Annotated in this window: 8 protein-coding genes and 1 pseudogene; 8 read left to right on the plus strand and 1 reads right to left on the minus strand. The window is 44.0% G+C overall.

What is annotated here, in order from left to right:
- Positions 1–425: 425 nt before the first annotated feature.
- The 8 genes and pseudogenes from ACSAZK_RS01455 to ACSAZK_RS01490 all read left to right on the plus strand — a co-directional run bounded on the left by ACSAZK_RS01455 (position 426) and on the right by ACSAZK_RS01490 (position 12,362).
- Positions 426–1,268 (plus strand): DMT family transporter, encoded by an 843-nt coding sequence (locus ACSAZK_RS01455; protein ID WP_440957074.1) that lies wholly within the window; start codon positions 426–428, stop codon positions 1,266–1,268.
- Between the two features lie 350 nt (positions 1,269–1,618).
- The gene (locus ACSAZK_RS01460; RefSeq protein WP_440955664.1) at positions 1,619–2,209 is read left to right on the plus strand and encodes a GNAT family N-acetyltransferase; all 591 of its coding nucleotides are present in this window, start codon (positions 1,619–1,621) and stop codon (positions 2,207–2,209) included.
- A 27-nt stretch (positions 2,210–2,236) separates the two neighbouring features.
- Positions 2,237–2,335 (plus strand): annotated as a pseudogene (locus tag ACSAZK_RS01465) (hypothetical protein); the annotation flags it as partial.
- A gap of 23 nt (positions 2,336–2,358) precedes the next feature.
- Positions 2,359–2,730 carry a hypothetical protein gene (locus ACSAZK_RS01470; RefSeq protein WP_440957127.1) on the plus strand — a complete coding sequence of 124 codons (372 nt, stop codon included), beginning with the start codon at positions 2,359–2,361 and terminating at the stop codon, positions 2,728–2,730.
- A gap of 478 nt (positions 2,731–3,208) precedes the next feature.
- Positions 3,209–5,353: a C25 family cysteine peptidase gene (locus ACSAZK_RS01475; protein ID WP_440955665.1), complete on the plus strand. Its 2,145-nt coding sequence runs from the start codon at positions 3,209–3,211 to the stop codon at positions 5,351–5,353.
- A 186-nt stretch (positions 5,354–5,539) separates the two neighbouring features.
- A complete protein-coding gene (locus ACSAZK_RS01480) occupies positions 5,540–5,770 on the plus strand; it encodes a hypothetical protein (protein WP_440955666.1) in 231 nt (76 codons plus the stop codon).
- Positions 5,771–6,186: 416 nt separating this feature from the next.
- Positions 6,187–7,659, plus strand: coding sequence for an alpha/beta hydrolase family protein (locus ACSAZK_RS01485; protein ID WP_440955667.1), 1,473 nt, complete (start codon positions 6,187–6,189; stop codon positions 7,657–7,659).
- Positions 7,660–9,227: 1,568 nt separating this feature from the next.
- Positions 9,228–12,362 carry a CHAT domain-containing protein gene (locus ACSAZK_RS01490; protein ID WP_440955668.1) on the plus strand — a complete coding sequence of 1,045 codons (3,135 nt, stop codon included), beginning with the start codon at positions 9,228–9,230 and terminating at the stop codon, positions 12,360–12,362.
- Between the two features lie 19 nt (positions 12,363–12,381).
- On the opposite strand, the gene ACSAZK_RS01495 is transcribed toward ACSAZK_RS01490, so the two are convergent.
- A complete protein-coding gene (locus ACSAZK_RS01495) occupies positions 12,382–13,209 on the minus strand; it encodes a hypothetical protein (protein WP_440955669.1) in 828 nt (275 codons plus the stop codon).
- Positions 13,210–13,218: the final 9 nt, after the last annotated feature.

Here is a 13,218-nt window from a genome sequence, read left to right on the forward strand (position 1 = left end):
CTCCGCCAGCTTGCCTGGCGGCCCTCACAAAAGATATGAAAAAGAAATAGAGATATAAAAACTAATTATCTTTTAGTTGTGTTTTAAATTCTCGGTTTTGTTTTTTCTTCTTTTTATCCTTTCTAGCTTTTATTTTGTAAAGGCGGGGCTCCTTCGTCGCCCGTGGACAAGAACGACGTGATATGGCTATTTCCGGTTGTATGGGGACATAATTCAAAATATTTTCCGGTTGTACGGAGTCTTAGTCCAGAATTTAGAGCCAGAAGCTGCCCTTATTGGACTTAATAACATCAATCGAATAATAAAGGAGAATAATGCAGGACTATCGATTTCCATGAAGGCGTTTCATTTATTTCTGTGGAGGTATTTTAATTGAAAAGGTGTTTTAACTGAAAGGCAATTTTGAAAACGTAAGCCTGATCGAGATCCATACCGCAGTCCTTTTATTCGGGCTTGCAGGCCTTTTCGGGAAGCTGCTTACCCTACCCCCAACAATAATCGTGCTTGGAAGGGTTTTCTTTGCAGCTATTTTTCTTTTCTCGGTGCTCCTTTGCCTGAAACATGTCGTAAAACTAAACAGGAAAAGCGATTATTTCAGGATGGCCTGTCTCGGCATGCTCCTTGCCGTCCACTGGACGTCGTTTTTCAAATCGATCCAGGTCTCCACGGTAGCCGTGGGACTACTGACTTTTTCAACTTTCCCGGTATTCACCACATTTCTCGAACCTTATTTTTTCAATGAAAAGCTTAGAACCAGAGACATAACAGTTGCCTTCATTGCGCTTGCCGGCGTATCTCTCGTGATCCCGGAATTCGAGATATCAAACAGCATAACTCAGGGGGCTCTCTATGGGATCACCGCAGGGCTGACCTTTGCCGTGCTGTCCATCCTTAACAGGAAATTCGTAAAGAATTATTCCAGCCTGGTCGTTGCCTTCTACCAGGACTCCTTTGCAGCCCTTTTCCTGTTCCCTTTCTTAATTCCTTTCCTGCTTTTACAGGAACCGGTATTCCAGCCCAGGGAAATCTTCCTGCTTGTACTGCTCGGGGTTGTCTTTACCGGGATTGCCCATTCCCTCTTCATCAGAGGCCTCAAAAGTATCAGAGCCCAGACTGCAAGTATAATTGCAAGCCTTGAGCCGGTATACGGGATCATTGCAGCCGTCCTTTTGCTCGGGGAAATTCCGGAATTCAGGGTGTTTCTGGGAGGGACCGTTATCCTGGGGGCAGCCGCCTATACGACTTTCAAGTCCGGGAAAACTGCATGAATACTCCATTAAAATAATTACTCCTCAGCTCATTATATCTCAAGCCTCTAGGACGCCGGATGAATATTTTTGAGGGGGAGAGGGTGGTACTTGCCAGGGTGGAGGGGAGCAAACTTGTGGGACCGGGCAATTCATAAATAAGCGGGAAGTAATTCTGAATTGACAAAAGCCAGCAGTATCACATTTGAATTCCAATTTCCTGGCCTTAGTTTTTGAAAGGGAAACCCGCTTCAAAGTTGGTGAGAACTGAATCTTGAAACCGAGCCGGGTAAAGTCCCTGCATCGATAAGAACCCTAACAAACTTAGACATCTGGGGTACAAATATTTATTATGCAGTCAAGGGATCGCAATGAAAAGAAAATGGATAAAGGATGACACATCTTTCAGTTATTGTGTGGAGGCAGACCTGAAGGATATAGCATCAATGCTTTCAAAAGAAAGTGTATGCAAATACATGTTTTTTGGGCCGAATAAAGAAGAAGATACAATGGCTTACTTTTCTCCACTGGTCAAATCAATTGAGGAATCTTTAAAGGATGATAAAATGCCGGATTGTCATGTTTTCACTATCAGAGATAATAGTGCCGGCGAATTTATAGGCCAGTGTGCACTGCTTCCGATAGAATTCACTAACGGGAACTATCTGATCGGGTATCAGATAGATGATACTCAGTGGAGAAAAGGATATGGTACTGCTGCCTGTGATTTCCTGGTATATTATGCTTTCAATGATATAGATGCATTCAGGCTTACAGGGGATTGTGCCAGGGGGAATTCGGGATCGGAGAGGGTGATGCTAAAATCAGGCTTTCAGCCTGAAGGCAGGCAAAGAAAATACTGGGCTGTTGGTGAAAAATATTTTGACAGAATGCTTTTCTCACTCCTGAAAGAAGACGTTCCTGAAAGCAGGTTAAAGGACTTGAATGATATTTACAGGTAAAGTCACGGAAAATATTGACCCCTTAAATTGGAGCCCGTCGACTTCAACCGCCAGAAACTTGAGGATGCGATGAGAGAGGCAGGGTTTCGCGAGAGAGTAAAGACTTTTTTCATGATGGAGGACGTAACGCAGTACACCAGGAAGAAGCTGTGGATTCCACCTTCCGTTACGTCTCAAGTGTTTCCGAATCTAGGAGCGGGATTGTGTTCACCTACATTCGCCACGGAATTATTGACGGCCCCTCCCGTTACAAAGTGGAAGAAAAATTCGTCTCGATAGCCAGGCGCATGGGGATGCCCTGGATCTTCGGACTCGATCCAGAGGAAGTGGGACGGTACCTTGCCAATCGGGGTTTTTCGGTTGTCGAGCATGTGGAAGCCCCTGACTACCGGGAACATTACCTCAAGCTTCTGGGCCGTCGGATGAATATTTTTGAGGGGGAAAGGGTGGTACTTGCCAGGTTGAAGAGGGGAAAACTTGTGGGACCGGGCAATTCACAAGCACACAGATCGTTATCCTGAATTGAAGAACATACAGGTTGCTGATTCCTGTGACCTTTCTAATTTCCCTACTCTCAGCAAAACCGAGATGATGCAAGTACGACACTGGCAAACAGCATCGATAGTGGGAACTACGTCGATGTGACTGCGAATTTCAAAAAACAAACTTAGGGTTTTTTAAGGAAGTTTTGTACATTATAGAGAAATATTCCAAAATAATACAAAGAGATTAATATAATATAAAATGTATTAATATACATAAATATGTCTTACGTAGTAAAAGCAGGGATTTCTTAATTTGCCTTAAATTTTAGATATAAAGAAACTAAGGCCTGATCCACAGCCATGTGACTATGTAAACATATATTAAAATAACATTGTTCGGGATCAAGCCGAAGGTTGCAAAGGTTACTTTCCTGCTATACTTCGTTCAGATACAGTCAGATTCGGATTCGATGAACGTTGCTCTCAAAAGGAACAAACGGGAGAATAAACACTGATGGGGGTAGGTAAAATAAAGGAGTTTAAATCGCTAAGTCCCGAGGGACTTCCGGAATCATTTGACGCGGCGATTCATGGTGAAGAACCAATCGTCCAGGTAGAAGAGTCAAAAGGACGCATAAGCATATCGTACACCTTTCCAGGATTTTACCTTTCGGACAACAGCCTTGATGTTGACGGGGAAAGGATAAACTTCAAGGGAATTAAAATTCCGAAAGCGGGTTTTTTATCCGAAAGTGGAAAACCCTTATTGCCGTCGTTTGGTAGGTATGTACAGATTCCTTTCAACTTCAACTTTGAATTTACTGTAAAGAAAGGCAAAACCGTACAGTTTGATGATTTGTTGCTATTGCCCGCACAGGAGGAGCTAACGGATAATCCTGAGGAAGAACACGCTTTTGAATATGATGAAAAGTTTTACTCTTCGGATGAGTTTTATCCGGAAAACATTGTTGAGGTTACCGGCCCATTTGATGTGGATGGTTACAACTCTTTGCTGGTTCATGTAAGGCCGTTTCAGTATAACCCGGCCAAAAAAAAACTTGTGGGCTACGCAAACATTGTAGTTGAAATCACAGTAACGCCGGCAACAAAGGAGTCTGATGAATACCCTCTAATTGATCGGGAACTCAGCAGGGAATCTTTTGGAAATTTTTTCCTTAATCCGGGAAGGAGAGTCGACGAGAGGCTGGAGATTGAAAAACCGACGGTAGTAAACCGTTGTATTCAGCCGGGTCCGGAGTTTCTGATAATCTACCATGATATATTCAGGGAAGCAGCGGAAAAATTGGCGAAATGGAAAAACATGCGTGGAATACGCACGGAAACCATTTCAATCACAGCTGTTGGCAATACGGTGAGCAACATAAAAAAATATATTCGCAACAAAAGAAAAGCCTGTTCCTCTCGCCTGCGATATGTCCTGTTATTTGGGGACGTGGACATGATTGCATCCGAAACCATTTCAGGTGGGCCTTTCGGCGCGAATATTACCGATTACTACTACTCCACCCCCAAAGACCCGGTGGGCTCCAATGACATTGTAATGCCCTGGCTTTCTACGGGCCGTATCCCTATGAGGAAACCGGAAGAGGGGGCGGATGTGGTTGAACAGATCATACGCTTTGAAAAGGACCCACCCTGTGATCCCGAATACTATAGAAGGATGGCTTTCGGGGCTTATTTCCAGGATGATAAGCCTCTGGATGGAAGAGCCGATAAAAAGTACATGAAGACCATGGAAGCTATCCGGGAACACATGATTTCACTGGGTTTCGACGTCGAAAGGGTATACGTTTCAAGTAATCCGAATCCACAGGAGTATATTGATGGAACTCCGGTTCCTGCAGAGGTGAAAAATTCCATCGTTGATGGGTATACCGCAACGGATATGCTGATTTCCGCAACCACGGAAGGACAGTTAATTATGGGGCACAGGGACCACGGATTACCTAAGGGATGGGACGAACCGTCCTTTACCAAAAGGAACCTGGACACCATTCTTAGTGAATATCCAACAATATTTTACAGCATTAACTGCGTAACGGGGCAGTTTGACCTGACCGGGCCAACCGAATGCTTTGCAGAAAAAATATTGAAAATGAAAGGAGGCTCCCCCTCATTAATTGCAGCCACAAGAGACTCAGGCACATGGCGTAACGATAGTTTGATAAAGGCGCTGTTTGATGCCATGTGGGCCGGACTGTTGCCTACTTTCCCCGGTTCGACGTCCAGCTACCCGGTGAAGTACAACCGGCTGGGAGATATCATGAATTATGCAAAGTCGTATCTGCCAATCGCGCATACCGGAGAAAACGCAGGCATCAAAGATCACTTTGAAATTTACCATGTCATCGGGGACCCAACTATAGAACTCTGGAGTGCCGAACCCCTACCTGCAGGTCTAAAGGCTAAAATAATGATGAACAATCTCTATATTTCCCTATCCAGTTGTCCGAAGGGAGGGGTTGTTACAGTCTGGTATGAGGACAAAGTGATTAAGAGGATAGAGCCTTCTTCGAAATACATAAAAATACCATTGAAAGAGATCGTACTGAGACCGATTAGCGGGAGGAGAAATATAATTTCTGTCTGCTTCCATGCGCCAGGGCATCGTTTCCGCCAGGTTCATGTAAGATTCTGAAGTTTGCAGCGGAATTACATAAAATTTTCAAAAGGGGGTGATGGATCAAAAAATTATAATCACCTGCAATATTGGGAAATTCGTATTTAAAAATGAAGTAGAGTACTATAATGCTGGGCATTAAGGAAGAATTTGAATAAATTGTTACAGATGTTAATGATGCAGGGAAACTTGGGAGGGAAAATAATGGCTGTTGAGGTAAAAAGTTACTACGCACGCTGGAAACCCGAAAACCACACCGGCTACATCGTTATCTATTGGGAAGGGGGTTCCAAAACGTTTCCTGAATCTTCCTTTGAAAGCCCGCAAGAGTTCCAGGTGGTCGTTGACTTATTGCGTAACGAAAAACCCATCTGGTGGGATGAACCTACAGGAAGGCTCTTTGCAAGCGGTGAACCTGTAGGCGAGGGAGAATAATTCGTTAAGAACGAAACTCAGTATCCTGAAATCGGTTAACCAATATTTTGATCTTTTATTTCTTTTTTTCTGAGGAATTTTACAACAACGGTCTCATTTTTATGTACTAATGCATGACGGTTTTGGAATCTGTATTTCTTATTGCCAGAGGTTTGAATACCTTGTTCTTTAACGACATGAATATTCCATTGGTTGATAAGTTCAAAAAACATTAGCTTAAATTATGGTATGTTTTCAGGAATAAAAGTGGTATGGTTTAAAAATTACTCGGAAAAGTAAGTACCTGGAGAACATTATGGGGAGTGATGCTAAAGTAAAAAATGAACACTGTTAAATGGGAAGGTCACTTATTACCATAGCAGATAAGAGCCCATATTCTACGAAAAATAATGATAATTGTTCAAAGGGAGCCTTTTATGAAGCGCAAAACCGGTATTTGCTTTTTCTTATTGATCGTGGTTATAACTGTGATCGTGTCGGGGTGTACCTCAGGCCCGGGTAGTAACTCTGAAGAGGAAGTTGAAAACATCGAAGAAATCGAAGGCCTCTGGATGGGAAGCCTGGAACTCCAGGGCGGGCAGGAATTGAGAATCTTATTCAACATCTCTACCGGAACAGATGGGTTGCCAACTGCCTCCATGGACAGCCCCGACCAGGGGGTAAGCGGCATACCCGTAGAGAAGCTCAGTTACAAGGATGGGAACCTGCGCCTTGAAGTGACATCTATCAGGGGTGTTTTCGAAGGGGTGCTGAAAGAGGACGGCACAGCCTTCGAAGGAGAGTGGAAGCAGTCCGAGCATGTCTTCCCGGTTGTGCTTACCCGCATTGACGAAAAACCCGAAATTCGCAGGGAACAGGACCCTGTAAAACCCTATCCTTATGACGATGAAGAAGTCGTTTATGAGAATAAGGAGGCAGGGATCAAACTTGCAGGAACCCTAACCACACCCAGGTCGGAGGGCCCCTTCCCCGCCGTACTGCTCATAACCGGGTCCGGCAAGCAAGACCGCAACGAAGAGGTTTTCGGGCACCGCCCCTTCCTTGTACTCTCGGATTACCTGACTCGCCAGGGCATTGCTGTTCTCAGGGTCGATGACCGGGGTGTGGGGGGCTCGACCGGGAACTTCTCCAATGTCACCACCGAAGATTTCGCAGAGGACGCAGTTGCAGGCGTTGAGTACCTGAAGAGCCGGGAAGATATAGACCCTGAAAGGATCGGGCTGATCGGGCACAGTGAAGGCGGTTTGATTGCCCCGATTGCAGCGGTCAGGTCCCCTGATGTCGCATTTATCGTGCTCATGGCAGGCCCGGGCGTGACGGGAGAGGAAATTATCCTGGCACAGAGCAGGCTGGTTGCCGAGGCTGACGGAGTACCCGATGAGACCAGCGCCAAAAATGATGCTCTTCTAAAAGACATATTCTCCGTACTTAAAACGGAAGAGAATGACACAATTGCCGGGGAGGAAATCCGCGGACTTATAACGGATATGGTGGAAAACCTTAGCGAAGAAGAAAAACAGTATTCCAGCTACACCGAAGAATCCCTGGATACCGAAATAAAGCTGCTTGTATCTCCCTGGACGCGTTATTTCCTGACCTACGACCCCAAAACGACCCTGATGGAAGTGGAATGTCCGGTCCTGGCGATAAACGGGGAAAAAGACCTCCAGGTGCCCCCTGAAGAAAACCTCGCTGCCATCGAGGAAGCTCTCGAAGCAGGTGGCAACGAGGACTATACCGTAAAAGAGCTGCCCGGGCTCAACCACCTCTTCCAGACCGCAGAAACCGGGTCCCCCTCCGAGTACGCAGCGATTGAAGAGACCATGTCTCCGGATGCTATGGAATTGATAGGAAACTGGATTCTGGAACATACCAGGGTGGAAGAGTAAACAAATGAGGTTTGGGAGCAAAATAGTGAGCTAAGGAACGGTGAAAACATATCTTCAAGTTTTCATTTGAGATTGCTCTGTGTATATCAATCATACAACCTCAATAAACCACGGATAAACACAGATGCACACAGATGGCTTTAATCCGTGTTTATTCGTGTCCATCTGTGGTTCTTGGCAGTAAAAATCCTTGATGTTATATTTGAATCGTTCCTAAGTATTACTTGAAACGGCCCCGGTTTTGTGACAGGGTTTAATGCTGATTCCAATTCTGGGATTTGCCTTCCTCGTGTCGATTCCAGGGGCCCTCACCGCCCGCTTTGCGGGCGGCCTTTCCCGAAATCACTAAGAATAAATGTTTGAATAAACTGCCATTGTGACCTTTTGCTTTTATTCGACTCACTTCAAGTCAATGTTCTGACACTTTTATTCGACTCACTTTACGCAAATATTCTGACTTTATCTCTAATTTCTATATTTCCAAAATAACTTGCATTGATTAAGGATTTCTTTATGAAATAATTTGAATTGAGTGAGGATTCCTACGGAGCCCGGATATTATCTGTTTTAAATTATATCCGTTTTAAATTTTATTTGATTCTGCTTTGCTTTCAATCATCTAATTTTTTGATGAGGAATTTACTTTTTGACATGTCCCTTCTTTATTCATATCTATCCGGAAAAAACCGGTCACCTTCGGTGACCGTGAACAAGAACGACATAAGATGGCTAATAAGGTTGTATGGGGACTAACTTAAAGATTCAGAACCGGGCACTTTTCCTTTTTGGCTAAAAATATCAAATGAATATCAACTGACTACCGGAATATATTAACTGACTACCTGCTGACTACCTGCTGACTACAGGAAGACTGCCAGAGGATGCAATTTACTTATATAATAATTCGATAATCTCTCTTATACAATAATTCAATACCATCTGTTTAATTAACTATGCCCTCACTCAAAAAATATTTGCTTTGAAAGACACTGATCTTACATAACGGACCTGGGAAAAAAATGGATGAAAACCGGCTTGCATCAAAGTTTCAACCCTTCTTTTTAATTGTTTTGCAGATCCTCATTGGTGCATACCTCATCATCTACATGTTCAAGCTTTCGGATGCGCTGTATGTGGATGAAAAACCGGTTCAAAGTATTTCTATTATTTTTAACACGCTTATTGTAGTTATGCTGCCTGTATCTTTTTACTTTATCCACATCGAATTTTCAGCTAATTACTCCGAAGTTACGGGGAGCCATGACATATGTACTCTCATATTCAGGTATTCCCAATTAGCTGTGGTTGTTCTATTGGGCTTGATTGTTTTAGGAGATATTGTTTTCAGGGTTGAGATAGCCCGGGAATTGAAAATATTGATCACTGATCAAACTGCAGGTTCTGGCACTCATTTTTTAGAGCTATTCAGGTCAATTATTGCATACTTTAATACTGCCATATATTTGTTTGTAATTGCTGCTTTCTTCCTGTTGATCCTTCTGATATACCTCCTGGGGAGGTACCGCGACACCATATCCCTTTCACTAAAATCAATTAAGTATATAAAAATGGGAGAATGGGAACAGGCCAAAAAATGTGAGATGAGGAAACTGGCGCTTCTGGAAAATAAATACGTTTTCAGGGGCCTCAAAGATTTCTTCCATAAATTGACAGAATACGATTGCCATTATAACCTGGCCCTATGCCACCTTATGCTGGGTAAATACCAGGAATCGATAAAAGAGATTAGGAAAATTTTTAAAATCGACGGGCACACCCTGGAAAGCATTTACAAAGGGGAACTTGACATACTCAAATTGCTGCAGGCCAGATACCCGCAAAAGCAGCCCGAAAACAGGCTCCTCCAATCTTATACCCGTCTCAAAAACAGGATTGTCAACTTTGCAATTCCCGGAAGCTTAAAAGGAAAGTACCCTTTACTAACCCTTTTTTCAGCATTTTTTGCCATCTATGCTCTTGTGATTTTAATCTGCGGGCTGGACGGAACTTCATATTATTTCAAAAAAGATTACACAACCGGCATTCAGTTTATCGGCATGTGGATATTTTTTGGCATTTTGCTATTTCTACCGTATTTCATCACCCGATTTTCAAGTTCCGAAGTTGAGCGGGAATACTCCGGGACTGTCTTCGACCATCCCGATAGCAACGAAAACTGGAACCCTTCCTCCAGCTTACCCGGCTTGATAAAAGCATACAAGCTCTTTGTGCTCGCCCTCCCGGTATGCAGCCTTTTCTATGCAGTGCAGTGTACCGAGTGGTTTAATGTACTGGTTCCGCTTATGTTTGCGGAGTTAAACGCTGATTACCTTTACATTGCAGGCATGATATTCCTCTCATTTTCTTTTTTTGTCCACTTCTTGCTGGTACTCTCAATTATGGATTACCTGGCATATTTTATAACCAGGCCGCTGAATGAAAACCTGGCCCTTAAGTGGTTAGTGGAACTGTCTTTTCTGATAATGGCATTCCTGCCCGGGCTCATCTTCCTATTTTTAACCGTTTTTTTAACAACTTTCCTGGAAGGCGCTTCTTACCCCTACAATTCCGTGCTGGTTTTTTCGATATTTGACCTGGCCGAATACGGTCCGAATAACCCTGTGCACATACTGCCCCATTTTTTCCTGACAGTCCTCGTATATCTTATATTCTCAGGGTTCCTTTATGAGCAGTTAAAGTTTATGGCAAACAAACAGGCGGGAGACTATTATTATGGAGCAGGCAAATATGCCGAAGCAAGTGAACGCTACGGACTTGTGGAAAATCAGTTAAGCGGGAAGCTATATACGAAAATTCATCCTTTTCCCCCACCATTTTTTTTAAGGTATTACCTGGCCTACGGGGACAGTAAGTTCAGGGCAGGGAAGCCCGAAAGCCAGAGAATATCCGAAAGCCGGAGAATATCCGAAAGCCGGAGAATATCCGAAAGCCGGAGAATATCCGAAAACCGGAGAATACTCGAAGCCTCCGCACTTCTGGATAAGGCCTTAAGCTATGCACAGGAGTTCCCGAATTCATACCTGTGGAAAATATTTTACACAAAGGGCCTTCTCGAAGCGGAAAAGCAAAATCTCCGGGGAAGCTATGAAAATTACAAAAAAGCGATAGATGCGATCGAAAACCTTCGGGGAAGCATAAAAATTCCCGAAAGGAGAGGAGACTTTTTCGAAAACAAGATCGAAGTTTACAAAAAAATGGTTTCCACCTGCCTGGAACTGGAAAAATACGAAGAGGCGTTCGAGTATGCGGAAAAAGCCAAAGGAAGGGTCTTTCTCGACATGCTGGATTCTGCCAAACTCAACCTGAAAGCCAGTCCCGAACTGAAAGAAAAAGAAGCCGAGTACGTCAGAAAAATAAAGGAACTCCAGCTAAAAGGCGGGACAAGGACCAGAATGGGCTCCCTGGATTCCGAACTGGAAGGAGTCTGCAAGGAATACGATGAATTCCTTCTAAAAATAAAGGAAGAAGACCCGGAGTATTATGCCATAAAAACAAGCGGAGTGACAAACATTGAAACAGTACAGCGCTGCCTGGAGGAAAACGAAGTTGTACTGGAATTCTTCATTGCGGAAAAAGCAATCCTGTTCATAATCCAGAAGGAAAACTTTAAGGTAAAGGTCCTCCCGACAGCTGTGGACACCCTCCATGAAAAAATAGTGGATTTCCGGAAAAGGATCGAAGCCGAAAGGATGGAACTCAGAAAACATGAGGCAGAGAAAGGGGAAGAGAGCAAAACCGATTCAACGGGATCAGGGAGCGAAACAGGGTCAAAAGAAGGCCAGGAAAAGAAAAAGCTAAGGCGCCTGAAATTTGTAGCCCGGGACCTTTACCGGGATCTGGTGAAACCCTGGGAGAACGAATTACAATCCGGACCCTGTGATGACTTAGCCTGCGTGGAATCTGTCTGCGATGAATCAGTCTGCGATGAATCAGTCTGCGATGAATTAGCCAGCAATGAATTAGCCTGTAGTGAATTAGCCAGCAGAGAATTGATTATTATTCCTCACGGCATTTTGCACTATCTTCCTTTCAATGCCCTGCACGATGGGAAGAAATGGTTCATCGAAAAGTACGAAATAAGGTTTTTGCAAAATGCTTCAATCCTGGAACTGCTGGCAAAAAAGAAAATTAACAGCCAGAAAGCCCTTGTTGTCGGAAACCCTACTTCAAACCTGGAATACGCCGAAAGCGAGGCTTTGAGCATTGCCGAAAAATTGAATACAAAAGCCCTTATTCGGGACGAAGCTACAAAAACTTCGGTCCTGGAAGAGTTCGGGAAGAAGGGTATAATTCATCTTGCATGCCATGCAAGGTTTATCGAAAAAGCTTCCAGGCTATCCCACCTGGTCTTTGCCGACGGCAATCTCTTTGTGACGGAGATCTACAACCTCGAACTTGAAACGGACCTTGTTGCCCTGTCGGCATGCGAATCAGGCCTTGGAAGCCTTGATAATGGAGACGAAGTCGAAAGTATGACCCGCGCCTTCATGCGTGCCGGGGCTCAGACTGTTATTTCATCCCTCTGGAGTGCTTACGATAAAAGTACAGAGCACCTGTTTTTAATATTTTATGAAAAAGAAGGGAGCAAAGTACGGAGGTTAAGGGAATCCCAGCTTGATTTGATGGAAACCTACGAGCATCCCTATTACTGGGCCCTATTCGAATTGTTCGGAGAAAAGTGAGAAAATTTTCGATTCATCTTTACTCGTTTAGCCGGACATTTTCGCCATCAATCGATAATTTCTCCTCGTCTTCCAGGTCCGATAAAGCGTCCATAAATTCTCCGTAAGCGATCTCATGCATATCCGGAGCTTCGTTCAACCTATCTCTCAGCTCTTTGAGGGACATGCCTCCTTTTTCGGCAAGCAAGTCCAGTATTGATTTTTTGATCAATTCAGTAAGCCCGCCTCCGGTCATGTCTTTCTCGTCCTGGTATTCCTCCTGACCCTCCAAATCAGTGTATTTTGAACCTCTTACCGCTGCCACAGGCGGGTTATTGGATATCATCGAACCGGAAACAAAACTTGAGCCTAGCTTCTTGATTTCCGGAATCTTGGGAAGTTCGGGAAGCTTAGGAGGTTCGGAAAGTTCAGGGTATTTGGGAAGCTCAGGAGATTCAGGAAGTTCAGGGAGTTCAGGGGAATAATCGGAATTTCGGGAATCGGGTTCGGAAAAAAAAGCGTTTAAAAAATCAGTGTAAAAGTGTTCCAGAGAGTGATTATTCAACTGTTTCCGGATTTCCTCAAGTACTTCCGAAAGGTCAGGGTCCTCTTCCCGATAACTATATGCCTCTGCCAGAAGGGAATTTTTAATCTGCTTTACTCCGGGTTCATCTCTTTCTTCTTCAGCTCTTTTCAGTTCGCTTTCCAGAATTTCGAAGCGTGAGATGTCCTGCACTTTAAAGGTGTCAACCAGATCTCCCAGGAATTCATAGAATAGATCCAGCTGCCCGTTTTGTTTCGCATGCTGCTTCCACCTGTAAACCACATCAAACGGGATCCTCCCCATAAAGAGCTCATCATAATCCATATTACCACG

The organism is Methanosarcina sediminis, assembly GCF_052056915.1.
Classification (GTDB): Archaea; Halobacteriota; Methanosarcinia; order Methanosarcinales; family Methanosarcinaceae; genus MTP4.

Excerpts from the sequence above, each read along its gene's own strand:
- ACSAZK_RS01460 (WP_440955664.1), top strand. The coding sequence starts at position 1,619 with ATGAAAAGAAAATGGATAAAGGATGACACATCTTTCAGTTATTGTGTG.
- ACSAZK_RS01475 (WP_440955665.1), top strand. The coding sequence starts at position 3,209 with ATGGGGGTAGGTAAAATAAAGGAGTTTAAATCGCTAAGTCCCGAGGGA.
- ACSAZK_RS01480 (WP_440955666.1), top strand. The coding sequence starts at position 5,540 with ATGGCTGTTGAGGTAAAAAGTTACTACGCACGCTGGAAACCCGAAAAC.
- ACSAZK_RS01485 (WP_440955667.1), top strand. The coding sequence starts at position 6,187 with ATGAAGCGCAAAACCGGTATTTGCTTTTTCTTATTGATCGTGGTTATA.
- ACSAZK_RS01490 (WP_440955668.1), top strand. The coding sequence starts at position 9,228 with ATGGGAGAATGGGAACAGGCCAAAAAATGTGAGATGAGGAAACTGGCG.
- ACSAZK_RS01495 (WP_440955669.1), bottom strand. The coding sequence starts at position 13,209 with ATGGATTATGATGAGCTCTTTATGGGGAGGATCCCGTTTGATGTGGTT.